This window comes from Segatella copri (genome assembly GCF_019249765.2).
Lineage (GTDB): Bacteria > Bacteroidota > Bacteroidia > Bacteroidales > Bacteroidaceae > Prevotella > Prevotella copri_K.
Genome location: NZ_CP152484.1, coordinates 2,088,867 through 2,110,433, shown reverse-complemented (window position 1 = coordinate 2,110,433; position 21,567 = coordinate 2,088,867). Strand labels below are relative to the sequence as shown.

At 45.1% G+C, this 21,567-nt stretch carries 15 protein-coding genes; 5 read left to right on the top strand and 10 right to left on the bottom strand.

Annotated features, from left to right (window positions below):
• Positions 1–57 precede the first annotated feature (57 nt).
• Complete coding sequence (locus KUA46_RS09200; RefSeq protein WP_218486878.1) at positions 58–2,592, bottom strand: glycosyl hydrolase 115 family protein; 2,535 nt, start codon at positions 2,590–2,592, stop codon at positions 58–60.
• A gap of 207 nt (positions 2,593–2,799) precedes the next feature.
• Here KUA46_RS09200 and dnaG point away from each other — a divergent pair, with 207 nt between their 5' ends.
• Positions 2,800–4,761: a DNA primase gene (gene dnaG / locus KUA46_RS09195; RefSeq protein WP_218486879.1), complete on the top strand. Its 1,962-nt coding sequence runs from the start codon at positions 2,800–2,802 to the stop codon at positions 4,759–4,761.
• 70 nt (positions 4,762–4,831) lie between these two features.
• Positions 4,832–6,256: a cardiolipin synthase gene (gene cls / locus KUA46_RS09190; protein ID WP_218486880.1), complete on the top strand. Its 1,425-nt coding sequence runs from the start codon at positions 4,832–4,834 to the stop codon at positions 6,254–6,256.
• 49 nt (positions 6,257–6,305) lie between these two features.
• Here cls and rsmD read toward each other — a convergent pair whose 3' ends face one another.
• The 3 genes from rsmD to KUA46_RS09175 are packed head-to-tail and all read right to left on the bottom strand — an operon-like array spanning position 6,306 to position 8,211.
• Complete coding sequence (gene rsmD, locus KUA46_RS09185) at positions 6,306–6,875, bottom strand: 16S rRNA (guanine(966)-N(2))-methyltransferase RsmD (protein WP_254949396.1); 570 nt, start codon at positions 6,873–6,875, stop codon at positions 6,306–6,308.
• Positions 6,876–6,916: 41 nt separating this feature from the next.
• On the bottom strand, positions 6,917–7,726 hold the full coding sequence (locus KUA46_RS09180) for a DUF3822 family protein (RefSeq protein ID WP_006847081.1): 810 nt from the start codon (positions 7,724–7,726) through the stop codon (positions 6,917–6,919).
• Positions 7,727–7,731: 5 nt separating this feature from the next.
• Complete coding sequence (locus KUA46_RS09175) at positions 7,732–8,211, bottom strand: hypothetical protein (protein WP_218486881.1); 480 nt, start codon at positions 8,209–8,211, stop codon at positions 7,732–7,734.
• A 77-nt stretch (positions 8,212–8,288) separates the two neighbouring features.
• Here KUA46_RS09175 and KUA46_RS09170 point away from each other — a divergent pair, with 77 nt between their 5' ends.
• Entirely contained in the window at positions 8,289–9,860 is a 1,572-nt protein-coding gene (locus KUA46_RS09170; RefSeq protein ID WP_218486882.1) for an ATP-dependent DNA helicase, read from the top strand.
• A 61-nt stretch (positions 9,861–9,921) separates the two neighbouring features.
• On the opposite strand, the gene KUA46_RS09165 is transcribed toward KUA46_RS09170, so the two are convergent.
• From KUA46_RS09165 to KUA46_RS09150, 4 genes are all read right to left on the bottom strand, one after another.
• Positions 9,922–10,716: a DUF6266 family protein gene (locus tag KUA46_RS09165; protein ID WP_153083755.1), complete on the bottom strand. Its 795-nt coding sequence runs from the start codon at positions 10,714–10,716 to the stop codon at positions 9,922–9,924.
• A 204-nt stretch (positions 10,717–10,920) separates the two neighbouring features.
• A complete protein-coding gene (locus KUA46_RS09160) occupies positions 10,921–12,804 on the bottom strand; it encodes a DUF3987 domain-containing protein (protein ID WP_153092893.1) in 1,884 nt (627 codons plus the stop codon).
• A 118-nt stretch (positions 12,805–12,922) separates the two neighbouring features.
• Positions 12,923–13,504, bottom strand: a complete 582-nt coding sequence (locus KUA46_RS09155; RefSeq protein ID WP_217744664.1) for a BT4734/BF3469 family protein — start codon at positions 13,502–13,504, stop codon at positions 12,923–12,925.
• Positions 13,501–13,947: a helix-turn-helix domain-containing protein gene (locus KUA46_RS09150; RefSeq protein WP_153092895.1), complete on the bottom strand. Its 447-nt coding sequence runs from the start codon at positions 13,945–13,947 to the stop codon at positions 13,501–13,503. Before KUA46_RS09150 ends, KUA46_RS09155 begins: the two co-directional genes overlap by 4 nt.
• A gap of 334 nt (positions 13,948–14,281) precedes the next feature.
• On the opposite strand from KUA46_RS09150, the gene KUA46_RS09145 reads away from it, so the two are divergent.
• Entirely contained in the window at positions 14,282–15,124 is an 843-nt protein-coding gene (locus tag KUA46_RS09145) for an Abi family protein (protein ID WP_153083773.1), read from the top strand.
• A 26-nt stretch (positions 15,125–15,150) separates the two neighbouring features.
• Here KUA46_RS09145 and KUA46_RS09140 read toward each other — a convergent pair whose 3' ends face one another.
• Together KUA46_RS09140 and KUA46_RS09135 are read right to left on the bottom strand one after the other, a co-directional pair.
• The gene (locus KUA46_RS09140) at positions 15,151–16,317 is read right to left on the bottom strand and encodes a hypothetical protein (RefSeq protein WP_153083751.1); all 1,167 of its coding nucleotides are present in this window, start codon (positions 16,315–16,317) and stop codon (positions 15,151–15,153) included.
• Positions 16,305–18,470 carry a Piwi domain-containing protein gene (locus KUA46_RS09135; RefSeq protein ID WP_153092896.1) on the bottom strand — a complete coding sequence of 722 codons (2,166 nt, stop codon included), beginning with the start codon at positions 18,468–18,470 and terminating at the stop codon, positions 16,305–16,307. The genes KUA46_RS09140 and KUA46_RS09135 overlap by 13 nt, the downstream gene beginning before the upstream one ends.
• A 643-nt stretch (positions 18,471–19,113) precedes the next feature.
• On the opposite strand from KUA46_RS09135, the gene KUA46_RS09130 reads away from it, so the two are divergent.
• Entirely contained in the window at positions 19,114–21,561 is a 2,448-nt protein-coding gene (locus tag KUA46_RS09130; protein WP_256625013.1) for a site-specific DNA-methyltransferase, read from the top strand.
• Positions 21,562–21,567: the final 6 nt, after the last annotated feature.

Sequence of the window (21,567 nt, the reverse complement as noted above, 5' to 3'; positions counted from 1 at the left end):
AAATAGGCACGCATCCTTTCGTGGGTGCGTGCCTATACCTTTTATTATATGCTACCTTTAAATCACCTTGACTCTCTTTTTTCCTCCTCTTCCATCAATCACGATTTTCTCGAAGACGATGGCTGGGTCGTTAGGAGTGAGGGTGAGGGTGTGGATGCCATCGGATGAGACAGGCAGCTCTAGCTCTATCACCTTGTCCACGATGCGAGTGGCTATCGTTGGATAATAGATATTGTAGATGTTCTCCGGCTTCTCGTTCAAATCTTTGTTGAAGTTAACCTCTACAGGAGAAGCACCATCTAAACTTACACCATAGGTTAAGCCGCCCTTGTTGAGATAATCCAAGGTTGATTTGGTAATCACATGAATGCGAACCTTCTGCTTGCCATTAAATGCCTTGCCATCCGAAGTTTTGCTAACTTGCATCTTAAACTTGTAAGAGATGCTGGCTCCCTTCACGCTCTTGGTATACGGCATCAGAGTCATTGCCGATACGCTTTTGCCCATGAATGGAATCTCTGTCCATTTTGCCTCGGCAGCATCCGTCTTGCTGCTATAATAAGGTGCTTCGATTTCTACCACGCCGTTGTTTTCGCTGATAATCACTCCATCCTTGGAGGTTACCCGGAAGAGTTCCGGACAGGTATCCTTCTCGAAATCATCATTCCAACTCTTATAGCCGATATGCTTCTGGGTCATCATGCCGTTCCACTTGCCGCCAGCCATCTTATGATTGTAATAGTCGCAGATGAGTGAATCGCGCTTGAAGAGGCGCTCGCATTCATCAGCCCATACATTCGCCTTCGGATTGCCCTGCTTGTAGAGGACATGGTTCTGTGCCTGGGCAAAGTACATCTGGTGCAGATTGCTCATCAGCTCGATAGGGAAGAGGATAATCTGACGATAGGCGTCGTGATAGGATGCCGGCAGACTGTTGTACTGGCGCAGCGCATCGGCTTCGAGCTGGAGATACTGATTTACCACCTCCTGCCATTCTCCGTTTTCCAGACTGTAGGTGTTCTTGTTGAGCATCTCTGGGGTGCAGCGGCCGTTGTACTTGCAGATGAGGTTCAGAATGCGGGCTGCTTCATCGGCTTGTGATTCACCAAACTGCTGTGCGCACCAGTCGCGGGTATGACGGGTGATGTTGTTTACATCGTATTTATGTGGATTCCAAGCCATGTCCATAAACTGGCTGATAGGATATTCCATCGGCTTGAGGTCGCCCACATTGAGAATCCAGAGACGGTCGATGCCATTCTCGTAAGCAAGTGTCAACTGCTCCCAAGGATTCTGTACAGGAGTAACGTTGAGCATCTTTGAGTTTCTTGGAGCACCTACGTAATCTACGTGATAGTATAAGCCCCAACCGCCTTTGTGCTTGCGTTCCTTGGCATTCGGCACACGGCGCACGTTACCCCAGTTGTCATCGCAGAGTAGGAGGGTTACGTCATCAGGCACCTTCATGCCCTTGTCGTAGTAATCCAATACCTCTTTATATAGTGCCCAAACCTGTGGGGTTTCGCTAGCCTTTCTGCCGGTTACGTCAGCGATAATCTTACGCTGGTCGTTGATGATGTTGGTCATCAGTTTCGTATCTGCCTCTTCGCTCATCGCTTCATCGCCGTCGCCGCGCATTCCGATGGTTACAATCTGTTCAGTTCCCTTCATTCGCTCAATGCCTTCACGGAAGAACTTCTGCAGGTTTGTCTTGTTCTTCTGATAGTTCCATGGTCCCCATCCCTTTCGGTTGCGGGCGTATTCCTGGTGGTTGCGGGCCATCGGCTCATGATGGGAGGTACTCATCACTACGCCCATCTCATCTGCCGTCTTCTCGTTCTCCGGGTCATCTGCGTAGAAAGCCCAGCCCCACATGGCAGGCCACATCATGTTACCTCTCAGTCGCAATACCAGTTCGAAGACGCGCTGATAGAAACGGTGGTCGCCATATCCGGTGCCGTAGGTGTTCTTTACCCATGACGTTAGGCAAGGTGCCTCGTCGTTGAGGAAGATACCGCGATAACGTACGGCTGGTTCGCCATCTGTGTAGATTCCTTTGTTTACGAAAATGGAATCGTGGTGCTCTACAGGTACGTCTGCCCAGTCATACCAAGGCGATACGCCCATCTGCTGCGAGAGTTCGTAGATGCCGTAGATGGTGCCTCGTCGGTCGCTGCCTGCGATGACGAGCTGACCATCTATGAGCGTGATGATAAACTTTTCACGTTTGTCCTTCAGTAGATTTCCGTTGATGCGCTTCTGTTTCACCAGTTGGTCGATGGCTGCAGAATGGCCGATGGTGCCTACGAGGATAGCTGGTCGGGCTGTGTCGGCTTTTTTCAGAAAACCGGCATCAGAGGTGAGGGTGGCTGTGGCTCCACTCACACTTTTGATATCTTTCAGCAGGGCATGAGCAGCATAGCTCACTCCCTTGCAGTCGTTGGTATCCATGTAGATTTCTACTCGGTTATTGGCATTCAGCAGCAAGTCTCCTTGCTTGAAATTCACAAATCTGTCGGCTGCGCTCATGCTGATAGTTGAGAGCAGGGCAGCGCTTGTCAGGAATGTTCGCTTGATGTTGTTTAGTTTCATATTTATTTATTTTGTTGTTATTTTCCGATTGTCAGCAATGTGTTTTTGCCGGTTGCAAAGATAGCCAAAACTATCCGAATGTACCTTGTTTTATGTAAACTTTAGTTTTTAATATGTTTCATTTTTACTTTTCTGTCCGTTTCTCTTTGTGTTTTCAAAGAAAAATAGTAATTTTGCATAGTAAAAACAGAAAAAAGAATATATATAATGATAGACAGACCGACGATAGCAAAAATTATGGATGCCACCAAGATAGAAGAGGTGGTATCCGAATTTGTTACGCTCAAGAAGCGTGGCATCAATTATGTCGGCTTGTGTCCTTTTCATAACGATTCCAATCCATCTTTCTCCGTATCTCCAACAAGAGGTATCTGTCATTGCTTTACCTGCGGAAAGGGAGGCAATGCAATCAACTTTCTGATGGAACTGGAACAGATGACCTATCCCGATGCTCTTCGCTGGCTCGCCAAGAAATATAAAATAGAAATTCAGGAGCGGGAACTGACCAATGAAGAAAAACAGCGCGAGAGCGAAAGAGAATCCATGTTTATCGTCAACGATTGGGCGGCGAAATATTTTCAGGATATTCTCCTGCATGATGTGGATGGTATCGCTATCGGTATGGCCTATTTCCGAGGAAGAGGTTTCAGAGATGATATCATCAGAAAATTCCAGTTGGGTTTTGCGCTCCCTAAGCGTACTGCTCTTGCTGAGGCGGCTAAGGCGGCTGGCTATAATCCGAAATATCTGGTTGATACGGGACTCTGCTTCAAGGTGGATAAGGACGAAGCCGGCAATAAGTCGGGTGAGGATAAAATTCTTGACCGTTTCTCGGGCAGAGCCATCTTCCCCTGGTTCAGCGTGAGCGGCAAGGTGGTGGCTTTTGGCGGACGAGTACTCGACAGCAGAACCAAGGGCATCAGCCAGAAATATGTCAACTCGCCTGATAGCGTTATCTATCATAAGGAGCGCGAACTCTATGGACTCTATCAGGCCAAGAAGGCGATAGCCAAGGAGGATTGTGTCTTTATGGTGGAAGGATACACCGATGTTATCTCGATGCATCAGTGTGGCATCGAAAATGTAGTGGCCAACTCGGGTACGGCGCTGAGCGTGCATCAGATTAGATTGCTGCACCGCTTTACCAGTAACATCGTTCTTCTCTATGACGGCGATAATGCGGGTATTCATGCTGCGCTGCGAGGTACCGATATGTTGCTCGAAGAAGAGATGAACGTAAAGGTGCTCTTTCTCCCTGATGGTAATGACCCTGACAGTTTCGCCCGCAGTCATTCGGCAGAGGAATTCAGAAGATATATTCAGGAGAATCAGACCGACTTCATACAGTTTAAGACCGATATTCTGCTACGCGGCGTGACTGACCCTGTAAAGCGAAGCCAGGCTATCAATTCGATTGTAGAGAGCATCTCTAAAATCAAGAATCAGATAACGCGCGCTTCTTATATCACCGACTGTTCTCACCGTTTGGGCGTGAACGAGGCAATTATCGTGAATGCCTTGAACAATTTTGTGCGCAACGGTATGAGTGAGCAGGTAAAGGCAGAGCGACGTGCAGCGGGATTGAAAGATTCGCCTGTAGCGGCAGCGCAGCAGACGCAATCAGTGATGAGAGCGGTTACCCCACTGGATAAACTTCTGGAAGTAGAAGGCCTTCTGGTACAGTTGATTATTCATCATGGCGACCAGCTCATCACGGTTCAGGATGTAGACGGAAATGATGTGGAGGTAGCTGTGGCCCAGTATATCAGTCTTGATTTGGGTGGAGATGGCTTTAAGTTTCATAATGATTTATATAATCAGATTATGCAGGAGGCTGTGGAGCATCTCGAAAAAGAAGATGATTTTGTCGCCGAAACTTATTTTGCCAATCATCCGAATCCGGATATCAGCAGGTTGGCTGGTTTGCCTACAGGTGCCCAGGAGGTATCTACGGCTAGTCTGCAGATGAAGATGAGTGCCGACAAACTCCGTCAGTTTGTCTTTAAAGACATCTTGAGTTTCCGCACTCATTATATTGCTCAGCGTATTATAGAGGTTCAGCAGGAGTTTGCCAAGAATCCGACCAATCGTGAACTGCTGCAGGAGTTTATGAAACTCAAGCAGATGAACACGCTTCTGGCGAGCCAGGCAAACAATATCTTCAATTAACCGGAGCCCCTGTCTTGTGGGGGAGAAACTCTGTAAAGAAGTATTAGAGATAAAAAAGGAGAAACGCTATATGATTTATTTTCACTGGATATATCTGTTGCTTTATGTCGTGATAACCGTTCCGGCTATCATTACCGTCTTGATGGACAATCGTCAGCCCGCCAAGACGATGGCATGGATATTGGTCTTCTTCTTCATCCCCTTTGTGGGTATCATCTTCTATTTCTTCTTCGGACAGAATACCCGCAAGGAACGGCTTATCAGCGACCGCAGCATGGACCAGCTCACCAAGCGCTCCATGCTCGAGTTCGTAGAGCAGGAGAATCTTCACCTGCCAGACAGCAATAAACCGCTGATGAATCTCTTTGCCAACCAGAGTTGGGCGCTGCCTTTTAAAGATAATCAGGTGGATATTTATACCGATGGCTACGATTTCTTCCTTACCTTATTATATAATATAGGACAGGCAAAGCATCATATTCATCTCGATACCTATATCTTCGAAGCCGATGCCTTGGGATATCTGATAGCTGATGCCTTGATTGATAAGGCAGAGCAGGGAGTGGAGGTGCGACTGATTTATGATGATGTAGGCTGCTGGAAGGTGAAGGATGAATTCTTTGAACGTATGCGTGATGCAGGCATTGATATACATTCGTTCATGCCAGTCCGCTTTCCGGCTTTTACGAGTAAGGTAAACTATCGTAACCACCGCAAACTCTGTGTCATAGATGGTAAGGTGGGCTTTATCGGCGGCATGAATATAGCTCTGCGCTATGTGAAGGGTGATAAGAAACAGGCTTGGCGCGATACGCATCTCCGTATAGAGGGCGGTGGCGTTTACGCCATTCAGAGAGCCTTTCTGGTAGACTGGTATTTCGTAGATCGTACATTGGTTACCAATCGCCAGTATTATCCGCCGGTCAGTGCGCATATCCGCAACAATTGTCTCGTACAGATCGTTACGGGCAGTCCTATCAGTCCTTGGCCTGATATCATGCAGGGCTATGTCCGCATCCTGCTTCAGGCCCGGAAGTATGTGTATATGGAAACGCCTTATTTCCTGCCAACAGAACCAGTATTGTTTGCCATGCGAACAGCAGCTCTGGCTGGTGTGGATATCCGTCTGATGTTGCCCCGTCATGCTGATGCCAAACTGGTTGAGTGGGCATCACGTTCGTATGTGATGGAGGCGATAGAGGCTGGCGTAAAGGTTTATCTCTATACGGCAGGCTTTAATCATAGTAAATTGCTGGTGAGTGATGATAATCTCTGTACGATAGGCAGTACGAATATTGACTTCCGAAGTTTTGAGAATAATTTCGAAGCGAATGCGTTCTTCTTTGATGAGGGGATGGCGCAGCGCGTGAAGGCTGTCTATCTGCGGGATGAGGCGAAGAGCATCCTGGTAGATGATGTATCTTATTTCGTAAAACGTCCGTTCCTGCAGCGTCTTTTCGAGAGTACGGTAAGATTGCTCTCGCCGCTGTTGTAACGAATAAATCCCCGTTTGCATCTTGTCTGGTGCAAACGGGGATTTTTTTTTATCTGAATATTGAGAAGTTTACGCTTCCGTAACTTCTGTGCTCCAGAAATCGTGGATGCTCGGAGAAATCATAGTCTTTGCCATGCTCAAAGACGAAGATGCCTCCTTCGTTGAGATAGTCGCCATTCAGAACGAGGTCTGGAATCTGCGGCAACTCCTTCAGAGCGTATGGAGGATCAGCAAAGATAAAGTCAAACTTCTGCTTGCAGGTCTTCAGAAAACGGAATACATCACCACGAATCAGAATATCCTTGTCTTCGCCCAACTTCTGAAAACATTGGCGTATGAAGTTGGCATGGTCGCGGTCTGCCTCTACGCTGATTACCCGGCTGCAGCCTCGTGATACCAGTTCGAGCGAAATGCTACCCGTACCGGCAAAGAGGTCGAGGGCAGAGGTATCTTCGAAATCAATATATCCCTGCAGCACATTAAAGATGTTCTCCTTTGCAAAATCTGTTGTCGGACGCGCCTTAAACGAACGTGGAATGTCGAAATGGCGTCCCTTATATTGTCCTGTTATGATTCTCATATTTACTTTGAACTTTGAATGTTGAACATTGAACTTTATGATAAGCTATTCTGTTGAATTCTTAACTATCAACTCTTGTCTTACTTACTTAGGTACAGTGCCATCAAATCGAATGGCAGACCTTTAATCTCTGTGATGGGCGCACGGTTGAATTCGGCGGCAGGATTCAGAATGAAGGTCTTCTTGATATAGAGTTTCGTGTTGTAGAGGAACCAATCCTTATCAGGAACATTGCCTGATACATGCAACTCATCCTGCATCTGGTTGAATCCTAATTGCTTCCATACATAGAGAATGAAATAGAGGGCATCCTTGGCATGCTCGGCATTGAACGAGTTGAAAAATTTGAAACGGTTCTTCTCGAAACCGAAAACGTCCAGCTTCTTGTCGTGAAAATAAACATAGAGCTTGCGGTGAATGCCGGTGAAACTGCGATGGTGCAGATAGTGCCACATCGGTTGCATGATAGGTGTGAAGCGGACATCCTTGAAGTTGTCTTCTACCACCATCTTCAAATCCTTGTTGATAGGGAATACCGCTACCGCATTCAGTTCCGGCTGCACTCTGTAGAGAATGGCATCGCTGTTATGACTGTTGAAGGCATGCTGATAGAGCACATCGATATCCTCTTCATGAAATTCTTCGATAGGAACCAGCAGGATAGGCGAATCGAGATATACGCGTACCTTCTGGTATCCCCGCTGCAGGAGAGTACTCTCCTTGAAAGCCTGACGCAAGTTGGCTGCCATCGAAACACCACTCTTTACCGTATAAGGTTCATAGATGAGCTGATGCTCAGCTTCACGGTCAACTACCGAAAAACTGAGGGTGTTTCTGCTCACGCGGATGGTGAGGCGTGCTTGCTGAATGTTGTTACCTTTTATTTGCATATCTGTTACCAATTACCTGCGTTGTTATTATCTGTCGTTAAATCGCCTATCTTGAGTCCGGGATAGCTGCCGGCATAGTTGGCCTCCTCTATCTTCTGCTGGATGGAACCTTCGTCGAGTCCTTCGAGGAAGGTTTCATAACCGGCCCCACATTCCATCACCGGAATCTGCTTACCGCTTTTTCCTACGATAACCGTGGCAGCAAGTGTAAACTTCTTACCATCGGAATAGGGAATGTATTGGGCATCTTCCTGTAAGAACTTGCCTTTTACCAGTGTCGGAAAATCGCCTGTATATACGCCGTGTTTCGCCTTGTATTTCTCTTCAGCCTGACGTATCTGCATCAGTTTCTCCTTCACCTCTGTTTCTCTGCTAGCCATGGCTTTCTGGAAGCGGATGGGCTGGCTCACACTCAGAATACAGAGTAGCATCATGATGATGACGCATGCTCCCAAAATATAATTATTCTTTATTCTTTTTCTCATTTCAAAAAGTATTATTACTTTTGCACAGCAAATAGGTGCAGTAAATTTTCTGCAAAGATACTAAAAGTTTTCGAAATATGAACATTGAAGAGTTAAAATATCAGATATTACAGCAATTTGGCTTTCCGCCAACCCCAGAACAGGCTCAAGCGCTCGATGTTTTCGTGCAGTTTATGACGGATAGTAATCCTCATGCTGTGATGATTCTCCGGGGTAGTGCGGGTACCGGTAAGACATCGCTCTCGGGTGCTATCGTCCGTACGCTCCGTGCCGTTCGCCAAAAGGTGATGCTCCTTGCTCCTACGGGTAGGGCGGCTAAGGTCTTCTCTCTGAACAGCGGGATGCCTGCCTATACCATTCATCGCCGCATCTATCGCGAAAAGGCGTTTGCCGGAGTGGATGGACAGTTCAATCTCAATGATAATCTCTATACTGATACGCTTTTTATGGTGGATGAGGCTTCAATGATTGCCAATCTGGGATTGGGCGGAACCACCTTTGGCAGTGGTTGTCTGTTAGATGATCTGATTCATTTTGTGTATCAGGGACGTAACGACCGACTTTTGCTGATTGGCGATAAGGCACAGTTGCCTCCTGTTGGTGAGGAAGAATCACCAGCTCTTTCTGCTGCGATGCTCCAGGGATATGGACTGTCGGTTTATGAGTGCGATTTGAACGAAGTAGTCCGTCAGAGTCAGCAGTCGGGTATTCTCTTTAATGCTACCCGTATCCGCCAGATGATTACCCACGATGACATTACCCAACTGCCTAAAATCCGTTTCTCCGGTTTCTCGGATATCAGGGAGATGCCGGGTGCAGAACTCATCGAGGCACTTGGTGACAGCTATCATCAGGTAGGACTTGACGATACCATTGTGGTGACTCGTAGCAACAAGCGCGCCAACATCTTCAACCAGGGCATCCGCAACATGGTGCTTGATAGGGAAGAGGAACTCGAGAGTGGCGACATGCTGATGATTGTGAAGAACAATTATTATTGGATGGAGGAAGAAAGAAAGAAGATAAAGGAAAGTGAAGAAAGAAGAGTGAAGAGTGAAGAAACTGCGTTCGGCGGCCGAAGGGAAAGCCAATTCAATAGTTTAGCTAATCATAAAGTTTCGAGTTCCAAGTTCAAAGTTCAAAGTAAAGAAGTTCAAAGTAACGAACTTCCTGCTTTTCTTGCGAATGGAGATAGAGCGAAGGTGATGAAGGTGAGCCGTCGCATCGACCTCTATGGTTTCCATTTTGCTACCCTTCTGTTGAAATTCCCCGATTATGACAATTATGAACTGGAGGCTACGGTATTACTGGACACTTTGACGAGTGAGGCTCCTGCTTTGACCCATGATCAGCAAGAGCAGCTTTTCCGTCAGATAGAGGAGGATTATCAGGACATACCACTGAAGGCAGACCGTATGAAGGCAATCCGGCAAGATCCGTATTTCAATGCTTTGCAAGTGAAGTTTGCCTATGCCGTTACCTGTCATAAAGCGCAGGGCGGACAGTGGTCGCATGTTTATGTAGACCAGGGCTATATGACGGATGATATGCTTACTCCCGATTATATCCACTGGCTCTATACTGCTTTCACCCGTGCCACCGAAATGCTATATCTGGTGAATTGGCCAAATACGCAGATAGAAGGATGAAGATAACAAAAAGAGGGTGTGTCATAAGTCTGTGACACACCCTCTTTGTTTAGAAATGAGGTTACTCTAGACCATCGTCACCGCTTCCTTCGCTAGGATTTGTTGGGGTGGTAGTGCTGCTGTCGCCATTGTCACCCTTGTTAGAACCCTCGTTTGGTTTGTTCTTGTCGATGACACCGTCGTTGTAGAGGATGCCGTTGGCACCTTGCTCCACACTGCCATCGCTCTTCACGTCACCTACATACACAGAGTTGCTCACGCTTGAGTTTTGCACAGAGGCAAAGGCGATGTAGCAGGAGAGAAGGTCGTCAGACCAATCGACAGGGAGTTTCAACACAGTTTTGCAATCTATACGACTCGCATCTTCGGTGGTGAATACTGCCTCGCCCTTTGTGAAATTGTAGACGAGAGGCATGGCGAAATCGTCGATGCTGGCGTGGCTCTCGTCAGAGTTGTCCTCCCAGGAAAAGGTCGCCACGTTGCTTGCCACTTTCACCGTGCAGAAACGGCCCGGCATCAAGGAGCCGCTACTCACCAATACCTTGCTAGGGTCGATACCAAAGGCGGGATACTTGCCTGCCATGCAGTTGCGCACGGTGTGGCTCATGGCCGCATTGGTGGCTGTCTGGTGCTGGGTGTAGTTGCGGAAACCCACTTTCAAATAGGCTGTCATCACCTTGACAAACTTCTGTGCCATACCAAACTTGATGCGCTGTGACATCTGTTTCTCGGTACGAGGGTTCTTGATACTCTGGGCCTTGCCACGCATGTAAGCCATGCCCTTCCAACTACCACCAACTACTGTTCCTACGGTTCCATTGAATCCACCAAGGATACCTTGTTTAATTTTTCCCATAATCTTGTTCCTTTCTTTAATATTAAATTGTTAAACACTAAATGAATTCTATCTTTATCCCCTCAAAACTAAGTTTTTCGGAGCATGTATAGACTTGGTACGGAGCAGGTACGGAGAGGGTACGGAGCAAGTCTTGTCGCCGTTGAGCTAAATCATGGTCCGTAGCCCTCGTTTCCTAACCACATTGCAAAGATACTACTTTTTTCAGCACTTTCCAAGCATCGGTAGGAGGCTGCGCTCGTCTGCGTTTTGTTGCTTAACCTTCTCATATTCTCCGTTTCCTGTTCGTTTGCATAGACCGTGCTTGTTGACATATTCGCCTACATATTTCTCGGCTGTGCGCTGAGGAATGCCAAGCTTTTTTCCGATAGAAAGAACCGTTTGGCGATTGAACTTGTCGGGAAGGTTCTCGAAGAGTCTTTCGCTCTTAGGGCTTAGTTTGATTCCCAATGTTCCGTCTTCCTCCTTGTTTGGCATAAGCGTGGCAAAGATTTTTGCGGCGTGCTGCATCAGTGTGTCGGCGATGGTTATGGCATTGTCCAAGTCTTCGTCTCGGCAAATAATGGAGGTTGTTGCATTCTCAGAGATGGAGGTTGTGGGACTTTCGGAAAGCGTTTCCTCCAATCTTGCGATACTCAAAACCATGGCGATGCGGAAGGTGCTCAGTCCCAGTCGGTAGATGCTTGCCACAAAGTCTCTGCCCAACATGTTCTTGTATTCCTCCACTAGGCTCTCGAAGTATTTGTTGAATTGCTCACCTTGTGCATCAGTCAGTTCAAACAGGATGTCATTCGAGTAGGACTGACCAGTCTTTGGCTTCATACTCTTGCTAGCAACCAAATGCTGATGGATGCGGAACACACGCTTGCCGATGGCTTCCATTTCCTCGTCGATGGTGCGCTTAGCCTTGCTGAACACGTTGTGCCATTTGGCAGGAATATCCACCTTCATGAAGAGAAAGCGGGAGAAAAGTCCGTTCTCAGGTGAAGGGATGAGGTTGTTCACCTGTCCTGGTGTACCTGTGAGATAGACCGTCCATTTAGGGTTGTGAATCTCCACGTGCTCGTTCTCCTTGCGACGTCGATAGGTGATGTCCTCATGATGGAAACCCTTGCGCAGACCATCGGAGAAATTGCCATAGTCGCTCTTGAGGGTGTTGGCGAGCGAATCAGCCTCAGTCTCGAAGGTGATGCCTTGGTCGTGGTTGTCGTGGAGGGCTTGGTAGATAGCGGTAGAGGAACAGTTGGCTGGTATCAACATTGAGCGATAAGGCGGTTCCTTGGGCATAGGCATGGCAGCGGACTTCTTGTTGCCCGAGGCACGCAGGTCAGCGAGTTGCTGTTGGTAATCGTCCACCTCCTGTTTATTGGCCTCACGTATTTCTTGCTCTATAGGACTCACCAGCTTGAGGCAAGCAGAGGTACGTCCTTTGCCGCTGGCAGCGTTTGCCACGAGGAAGGTGAAGAGGTTAGGATATACTCGCATGTCATCATAGATGGCGAAGACCTCTGGGAAGGCTCCGCTCAGAATGGTGATGGAGGCAAGCAAGAGCATGTCTTTCTCGGTAGGTGTCTTGCCCAAGGTTGTGATGTCCTTGAAGATTGGGGGCAAGTTGGTGGCTACTTTGTCGCTGAAGGTTGGCAGAGGGATGGGTTCTTCTGTGTTTGCATCATTTGCAGAGTTTGCAAGGTTTGCATCATTTGCAATGTTTGTAGAGATTGCGTTTTTTGTGCTGTTAGCATCTCCCATGGTAATATTAACCCCTGCTTCCTTGGCATAACCGAAGAAAGAAGCAATGCTGATGCCAGAATGGTTGCTGTTGGAATTGAGTCGCTTGATACAGTCGTCATAGAGTTTGTCGCATTCCTTGTGGTTGTAATCGGCATAGAATCGACTGATGTCGTGGAAGAAGCTTCTGCCTTCCTCGCCCATTTCGAGCGAGATGCCAAAGGCGATGTTGCGCCAACGGTTATAGCCTGCGGTGATGTCGATACCCATCTCCACGATACGATTGGTCACTGTGCGGATTTGTTCCGCAGTATTGATGTTAGCCCATTGCTTTGGGCTGAATGATTTATTTGTTGTCATAATTGTAATCTCCTTATACTTTTGATGTTTTTAATAACGTTATGATGCCATTTGAAGGCATTTGAATTGGCTTTCCCTTCGGCCGCCGAACGCTGTTTCTTCACTCTTCGTTCTTCACTTAAAAAGGGCATATGAGTGGGTTCACGTAACAATGTCGGTCGTAGGGTAGGAAACAGGCTCGGCTCACGTTTTTGCAAGCAGGGTCAATGTCCACTCCATAGTTCAATCGAATGTAGTTTTGCAGAGCAAGAAACCAAGTTGCATGGTCAGCCTCTTGCAAGTCTATTGCTACGATGAGCTTCAGTCCATCACCCGAAGGACTGCGGAAGGCCAGTTCCAGTTCGAAGTTTTCCTTCATCACCTCATCGTGTATGAATTGCTGCTTGAGGTCTTCCACCTGTTCGTAACCGATGTGGTCGATGTCGATGCAGAGCAGACTGGAGTGCTGGATGAGACCTTGGTCGTTGCGACTGCTGAAGGTGCCGCTTGCTAGGATGTAGTCAAACTCCTTTGCCTTGAAAGCCTTGCGCTCTTTCTCGTCGGCAATGCCACGGAGCGTGTCCGTGGCTTGCTTGTAGAGCAGAGGGTTGGTGATGTAAGTCCAAAGATGGTAGATGCTCACACGGTTGTGGCTCAACACGTTAGAGATGGGATGTCGGTAATATTGCATCCGATGCTCGTGGAGTTGGTCAATGGTCATTGGCATGGTGTGCCTCCTTCCTTTGCTGGTTGCTCGGCCTTTGGCATAACCTTGTCTTTTGGCATAGGCTTCACTCTGCTGTCTCTGTAGGATTCCTCCATGAGTCGTTGCAGGTCGCTTTCCTTGTAGTAGCATCTTCCGCCCATCTTGGCGAAGGGCAGCTTGCCGTTGGAACGGAGCGTCTGCAAGGTACGCTGACTGATGTGAAACATCTCCATCACCTCATAGTTGTCGTGCCACTGGTCGAGTGGGGTGAGGGTAGGAGCTTGCACGGCTTGTGTAGACTGCACACTTTGCACGTTTTGCAAACCTTGCAAACTTTGCAAAGGCTGCAAGGTTAGTGTTGTGGCTGGTTGTGAGTCTTGTATGCCTGTGTCTTCTTTTTTGTACGTGCCATACTGTGCTTCAGGCATCATACTGTTTATTATGTCTTTTTTGTTCATTTTCCGAACCCTAACGATGTGACGTATGGATTCGGTTGCAAAAGAACTTGGTCTATCTTGGGCGACGAAGAAATGTATTCTGGTCTGTTTTGGCCTATTTTGGTCTGGTTGGTCTAAATAGGTCTAGCTCTAAGATTTTTACGGAAAACTAAAATTTTTAAAGAAATTCTCAAAAAAGTTTGGTAGATTCGAGAGAAAGTTGTATATTTGCAGCACAAGAACCCGCCAAGCCTCTTTTTAATGCTTAAATCGGCGGGTCGTTTTATTTTTGTATGTAAATTATGATATGCAGTACAATAAACAATATACAGCCCCATCAGAGCTATTAAGAATAATGGAAGGTAGAGGTTTGGATTGTTCGGATGTATCTGATGCCGAAGCTTTGCTAAAATCAATAGGTTATTACCGATTGAGTGGCTATTTGTACCCTTTTCTTAAAATTCCTAAGGAAGAGCATCTCTTTAAGGTAAAAAGCAGTTTGGGTAAGGCAATCCAACTTTATGACTTTGATAGGGATTTGCGTTTGTTGATATTTAACCAGATTGAGCGTATAGAGATAGCTGTAAGAAGTGCAATTGTTAATATATCGTGTGCAGAGACTAACGATGTGTTTTGGATGACTAACTCTTCTTGCTTTGCTCATCTTGACAAATTTTCTAAGACAAAATCACTGATAGATAAGGAACTACAGAATACACGTGAGGATTTTATAAATCATTTCAATCATGTTTACGACAATCCTTACCCTCCATCGTGGATGATTTCAGAAATCATTCCTTTAGGTGTATTGACGAGAATATATGAAAATATAGCTAGTAACCAGCTACGTAAGAAAATAGCAAGATATTTTGGCTTGACAGTTCCTGTTTTTATTTCTTGGATGACTATAATAACATTGACAAGAAATACTTGTTGCCATCATGCGCGCCTTTGGAACAGATATTTGTCTTTGCGTGCATTGGCAATGAATCGACCAAGCTTTCCGTGGGTGTCAAATGATGTCGTGCAAGGAAAGGTGTTCTTTACCCTTTGTATATTGAAGCATTTTATAGATGTGGTCTATCCTCGAAATTCTTTCAAGCAGGATTTAGTAGAGCTATTAAAGAAGTATCCAATTGTTGATACCAAAGCAATGGGGTTTCCTGAAAAGTGGCAAGAGCAACAGTTGTGGCAATAGCTGTACTATGTGTGAAACAAGTACGGCTATTGCACCTCATTTTTTATATTGGCATATTCTTGCTCTATGTCACCTGAGTATTGATACGGTTTCAGCGACTTGGAATTACGGTTTATTGCAAGTCTGTATTTCTTAAATGCTTCACCGTTTTGCCCCATGACAACCTTGGTGCAAAATTGGTCGTATGCAGTAAGTGTATATCCTGTCTCATATTTGTCCTTTATCCATGAGAAAAAGCCTAGATAGTCGAGCATGGCTGCGGCATGAGCAGGAGCATCAAGCATCTGCTCTATTAGCTTTATAGCTTTTTCTTTTCTTCGATTATCATTGTTGGAGTCAAGGGCGACAATCTTTGGCATTTTCAAGAATTCATATTGTGTAGTGTCCTCTAAGAATCTTTCTGCCTTGTTTAGAGGGCGTTTTTCTTTTTGTTGGTTCTCTTCTGTTGCCACAAGGGCGTCCTTGTGTCGTATGACGATATTCTCCTCTTGGATTTTATCTTTCTCATTTTGATATTTGTCAAATTCTTCTTCCGTTGGAAAGACTCCTTTCCATAGGAAAACGAAATCTCCAAAGTCATCGTCAAAGTCAAGGTTACCTTGGGTATATAACAGGGGAGAGAATGTTAGGATTAAACTGAAGTATAGTTCTGTGAGCATATTTTGTAGTAATACAGCGACGTTTTTATTCTTGCCAGCTTTACATGAATCTATCTCTTTGCTATAGTCTTTGATGGTGGTCATAAGGCTTTTTATCTCTGGTCGGACAAACCGATCGTCTTTCATAATGGAATGTAGTTCCACCAAAGCCCAAATGGTGCGTCGCTTTTCCAAGTCGAGAATGGTCTTGTACATTCTTAGTGTTGGAGTTGAAATTTCTGGGCATGTCATAATGTCTGACAATACAGCTTTATACACTCTCGTATATGAATCTATCTGTGTGGAGCGATTCAAGCAGCTTATAGTATTTCTCTGCTCTCGGTCTTTGTGATATATCTCCTTTACTTGGGTCAGACTATCAAGTGCGTTGATGATGTCTTTCTCCAGTTCTAGCAAATTGCCTCTTTCCTTAGTATGGCGCAAAAGGCGCATCAACAGAGACTGCTTCTCGAATGAAACAGTCTCTGTGATAAGGTTGGGGCGAAGCTCGCCCCTTAGTATTGATTCTGTGATGGGTAAAATCATAGCATCCAAAGATTATTTTTTCCAAACTCAGTTAATTGCCCATTCGGGAAATGTGGTACAAACTTAGCGACCAGTGCTGCATACGCAATGGTGATAGGCATACTTCGCATGGAAACAGATTTCCAGTTGATGCGAGTGGTCTGATAGGTCAAGGTGACAATCTCCTTGACGTCTTGTTCTGTCAATTCCTTTTTGTTCCGTCTTCCTGGCATGATGGAAATCTTGACAGGGAACGGTCTGAGAAACGGCATTTTTTCACCAAATCCACCATATCTCTCATTGTTGTATAAGAGGTATTCGTGGCAACCTTTACGAGTGCGGAGATGTATGTATGTGCCGCTTACTGGCATCAGCACGTTGGTGCACGATGTGTCGAAAGCCATTAAGTCCTCATTGTCCGTCTCTGTGACATGGATTACAATGACAGGACAACTAACTTGACAGGTTCGCAAGGCATCCTCTATGATGTCAGACTCTTCACGATTCAGCTTCTTGTGATAATAGATGATGAGGCGTGAGGGGTGCTTGAACTTTCCGTAGAAGTTCAATATAGCCTTGATAAGGGTGGCTCTCAACTCTTCGAAGTTGCCTTTGAGACAAGCATCAAAGTTGTGTAACTCTCCCTCTTTGTCGAGGCATACTGCTGATCCGATATATTGTTGGTTGATGCCATGCTCTCTGTAAGCACCGATTCCTACAATCATATCATTCTCTTGGCTAGGATAGGCTATCTTCCATGCTTTGCCCCCTTCTTTGCCGGCTATAGCTGCTGCGATGTTGGGCACCATATAATTGATAAAACTGTTCTCATCCACTCTCTTTTTGTGAATCACTTGTGAGCCAATGTTATATTTCATCAAGAGATACTTCATGTCGTAATAGAGGTGGTAATGAGGTGATGAGACATCATCTCTGTCTACGTCTGAAATGATGATAGCAAAGTATTTCTTGTCGTGCTCGAAGTTCATCGCCGTAAGATGGTTCTCTAGTTCCGCCAAAGCATGCTCGTCGTCAGAGAACATAAAGTTCATGCCATTTGCCCAGGCATGATTGCCCATCCATATCGTATGGTATAGATAATTGTTTGTGTCGATGTCATCTGGTGACAGGCGGTTTTTGGGAGCATTCTTGGAATCCTTTCCTTGTTGGAAAATGTAGTACAAACGCCAAAGGGTAAAATTCTGAGAACGTGGACAGATAAAGAAATGTCGATGTTCTGTAGGACGCTCTGCAGCTCCAAATCTCTTGAAGCAGTAGCCTGGACTAACATTTGTCTGGTTGTTGCCAAATCTCAGCATTTTGGCTTTTTCCTCGACGATGTTGATTTTCTCTTCAGCCAGTTGAATGAAGTGGGCGTTGTTGGGCAAATCCACTCCTACGCTTTCAGTGAAAGCTGGAATGTTTATCCATTTGGATATGAAATTTCTTATGCCGTTATATTTAGTAACATATTTGTTGCCATCTCGATGGTAGTGAGTAGGGATTTTGAGTCCGCTCTTGATGCTGTGGTTTACGATGGGGTATATTTTCCCATTTGTAGCCTCCATGTGGTGTTGTCCTATTTCTGATTTCTTCAGAATCATAGTTCCTGCGATGACACGAAATTGCTCATCTTGCAGGGACTGCAAGAGGTAAATAGGTGTTTTCCCGACAAGGGATTTGCTTCCTTGTGTAATATCTAGTTGCCAACCATCCTTTATCTGGTCATTGTATCTTATGGTCAAGCCATATCGCTGGTATGTCCAGTAATTGGTACCCTCGTCCGCTTCCTTGATGTAAACTTCTATGCCACCAATGAAATCCTTCTTGCAAGGACAACCATATTGTCGAAAGTAGCGAATGATTTTTCTATATAGGTATGCCTTGGTCAAGCGAATGTCTTCCTCCGTGTTGAGGTTGTCAAGAATTAGTTCTTTTAGGGAGTTTTTCGTATCCTTCAAGTTGGCTTCTAATTCATCTTCCCAGACAGGGAAGTATACCTCGTCTATGTTTTCAGGAGCATTGAGTTTTTTCCAAATAAGTGTGTCTCGCAATTTGCTGAAATGAACGCTCCCGCTCTTGATAGATTTTTGGAGGTTAGTGCATAGACCTCCTACACCAGCGAAAAGACTGATGGCTGTAGGCTCTTTCTTTACTTTTATAGCGAATGAATTGATTTCCATCCTTTTCTCTTTTTAAAATTTGATACTTGTCCTAGTTTGCCAGAGGCATCCTTAGACGTTTTTATTTTCGCAAAGTTACGGAAAATAGTTGAGATAAAAGCAATAATTGCAGAGAAAATGCAGAGAAAATTGAAAATTAATGAGTTATTCTAAATTTTATTATTAAATTTATTGCAAAATTTGGAATAAAGTACTTCTTTATTTGTAAATGTTTGCTTTTTCTTCGTTCTTTTCCATAAAATATTGTCGATTTTCAAATAATATTTGTATCTTTGCACTTGGATTTGGTTTTGGCCATTTCCAAGACATTTTAGTAAAAACAAAGCATTGACTATTATTTCGCGTTCACAAAGAAAAAGCCTGAGAAACTGATTTCTTTTCCGCAGAAGGAGTAATCGGAATGCTGTTTGCTGTGAAGCCTCTGTTTTAGAGGAAGTTTGCTCGCACACTCATGTGTATTGTTGATGTTCATACCTATACGGTGTGGACATCCGTTCCTACATGAGTGGCGGGTTTTCATTCTCAGGCTTCCCGTGAACGCGAAAGGAAAGGGGTCCGCACCTTTTTCTTTTCTCCATCCATGATGCTCTCTCCTTGCAGCAAGCCGTCTTGATAGTTGGATGCGACTTAAAATAACTATAAGATGGCAGCGATTAATGATTTAATTGCTCGAATACAAGATCCGGAACTTCGCCTTCATGTGGCAAAGGAGGTGAAAGAGCTGACCAAGCATAAAAAGTTTGGACTTGTGTTTGAGAATCATGTGCCAGAGATGACTTTGCTCTATGACTATCCTATCAGCCGTGGATGCAAGGTGATTCGCAAGGTGGATGATGACAAAAGGCTCACAGAGGATATTCTTTGGGAGGTGATGAGTGTGTGCCGTGGGATGGCTACTTGCCACCATTCTATAACAGGTGAGGAACTGCAAGTTTCTTGCCAAGACCTCATTTGTGTGGCAAAGAATGGTGAGCCAATTTACCCTTGCCTTAAATATGTGGACTCTGTTCAAAATGCTCCCGATAGCGACCTTTGGCACACGTTGATAGAAGCGGACAATTTTCATGCTCTCCAGCTCTTGGCTTATCTTTATCCGCAACAGGTGGATTGTATCTATATAGACCCTCCCTACAATAGTGGTGCTACCGATTGGAAGTACAATAATAATTATGTAGATGGCAATGATAGTTACCGTCATAGTAAATGGTTGGCTATGATGGAGAGTCGGCTGTTGCTTACCAAGAAATTGCTGAATCCTAAGAATTCGGTGCTGATTGTAACTATTGATGAAAAGGAGTATTTGCATCTTGGATGCTTATTGGAGGAAATGTTTCCTGAGGCAAATATTCAGATGGTGAGTAGCGTAATAGCACAAAGTGGTGTGGCTAGAAGTAATTCCTTTTATCGAACAAACGAGTTTCTTTATATAGTACAATTTGGGGATAGTGCTGTTCAAAAATTACCTTTATCCGAAGAATGGGAGTTAGGGAAAAATAAAAGTCAAGGTGCTCAAGGTATAGTTTGGAATCAATTAAGAAGAACAGGAACTAATAGCTTAAGAACAGATAGGCAAAATTTGTTTTATCCTATCATTTTCAATGAAAATGCCTCTCAAATCTTGGACATAGGCGAAGCTATGCCTTTGTCAGAACATCCTTCTTCTGTAATGGAGAAAAAGGCTAATCGTTTGTTTTTATGGCCAATTAGACCGAATGGAACAGAAGGAAACTGGCAATTAGGGAAAGATGAATTAAAGGAACGTTTGTCTAAAGGTTATATAAAATGGGGAAAAATTACGAATACGGGTATCTATGTTACTTTTTTAAAAAGGGGAAGCATACAAAAAATAGAAGATAAAGAAGTAAATGTTGTTGGTAGGGATGTTGTAAGTGGAACAGTACTTGTTGATAATTCCAATTATTCTAGGTCTTTTATTCCTGGAACACAATGGAATATTGCAAATCATGATGCTAGTTATAAAGGGACACAACTTTTGTCTAAATTTATCGGCAATCGCTTCTCCTTCCCAAAATCCCTTTATGCTGTCCACGATGCCATCCGTTTCTTCGTTGCCAACAACCCAAACGCTCTCATCCTCGATTTCTTCTCGGGCAGTGGTACAACCCTTCATGCTGTTAATCTCTTGAATAAGGAGGATGGCGGACATCGCCGTTGCATCATGGTGACCAACAATGAGGTGAGTGCCGAGGAGGAAAAGGCATTCCGAGCCAAAGGTTTGCACAAGGGTGATGAGGAATGGGAGAAGTTTGGCATCGCTCGCTATGTGAACTGGCCTCGTACAAAATGCTCCATTCTTGGTGTGGATGTGAATGGAAACCCAATCCAGGGAGATTACATTACTTCCAATACGGAAGAGAAGGTGGTAAAAAGAAGTATCAAGCAAATTAGCCTTGACCTTCGTGATGATTCCTTGGGAACAAAATTGAAGAAACAAATCGTTGGCTTGATTGGCGACAAGAAAATGCCACAAAATGCGGTTAAGGCTGAATGCCCATATCTTGTGCCAGAGGATGCTAATAATGCAATCCTCTTCGACGTTACCAAGATAGACGGGTTTATGGAGGATATTCATGAGAGTATTGATACCATCTACGTGGTTACTTCTAATAATAAGGCATTCACCGCAGCCAAGAAGGAACTGGATGAGTTGCCCGAAAAGATAAAGACTGTACCTGTTACGATTCCGATGGCTGAAGGCTTTGTTGCAAATGCGGCTTACTATAAGTTGACTTTCCTTGATAAAGATAAGGTTTCGCTTGGCGCCCAGTTGAACGAACTGCTGCCTATCTTGTGGATGAAAGCAGGTGCCCATGGTGTGTGTCCTACTCATGTGGATGGTGAGTTTATGGTATTTCCCGAGAACAAGATGGCTGTCTTGAACGATGAGTTTGCCATAGACGAGCTGAAAGAGGCATTGCGGGACAAGCCAGAGGTGGAGACCGTTTACATCATCGAAGATAGTGAGGAGAATTATCGCACGTTGGCTGCAAGTCTGAATGTTAAGCAGACTTATCAGCTTTACCGTGACTATCTCGACAACTTTAAGATTAATATAGAAAGAAAACAATAAGGCACG

What these genes read in the sequence shown, in the direction of transcription:
- dnaG (WP_218486879.1), top strand. Translation starts at nt 2,800, where the DNA reads ATGATAGACAGACCGACGATAGCAAAAATTATGGATGCCACCAAGATA.
- KUA46_RS09145 (WP_153083773.1), top strand. Translation starts at nt 14,282, where the DNA reads ATGGAAGGTAGAGGTTTGGATTGTTCGGATGTATCTGATGCCGAAGCT.
- KUA46_RS09180 (WP_006847081.1), bottom strand. Translation starts at nt 7,726, where the DNA reads ATGCAAATAAAAGGTAACAACATTCAGCAAGCACGCCTCACCATCCGC.
- KUA46_RS09170 (WP_218486882.1), top strand. Translation starts at nt 8,289, where the DNA reads ATGAACATTGAAGAGTTAAAATATCAGATATTACAGCAATTTGGCTTT.
- KUA46_RS09155 (WP_217744664.1), bottom strand. Translation starts at nt 13,504, where the DNA reads ATGACCATTGACCAACTCCACGAGCATCGGATGCAATATTACCGACAT.
- KUA46_RS09150 (WP_153092895.1), bottom strand. Translation starts at nt 13,947, where the DNA reads ATGAACAAAAAAGACATAATAAACAGTATGATGCCTGAAGCACAGTAT.
- KUA46_RS09175 (WP_218486881.1), bottom strand. Translation starts at nt 8,211, where the DNA reads ATGAGAAAAAGAATAAAGAATAATTATATTTTGGGAGCATGCGTCATC.
- cls (WP_218486880.1), top strand. Translation starts at nt 4,832, where the DNA reads ATGATTTATTTTCACTGGATATATCTGTTGCTTTATGTCGTGATAACC.
- KUA46_RS09130 (WP_256625013.1), top strand. Translation starts at nt 19,114, where the DNA reads ATGGCAGCGATTAATGATTTAATTGCTCGAATACAAGATCCGGAACTT.
- KUA46_RS09200 (WP_218486878.1), bottom strand. Translation starts at nt 2,592, where the DNA reads ATGAAACTAAACAACATCAAGCGAACATTCCTGACAAGCGCTGCCCTG.
- KUA46_RS09135 (WP_153092896.1), bottom strand. Translation starts at nt 18,470, where the DNA reads ATGGAAATCAATTCATTCGCTATAAAAGTAAAGAAAGAGCCTACAGCC.
- KUA46_RS09160 (WP_153092893.1), bottom strand. Translation starts at nt 12,804, where the DNA reads ATGACAACAAATAAATCATTCAGCCCAAAGCAATGGGCTAACATCAAT.
- KUA46_RS09165 (WP_153083755.1), bottom strand. Translation starts at nt 10,716, where the DNA reads ATGGGAAAAATTAAACAAGGTATCCTTGGTGGATTCAATGGAACCGTA.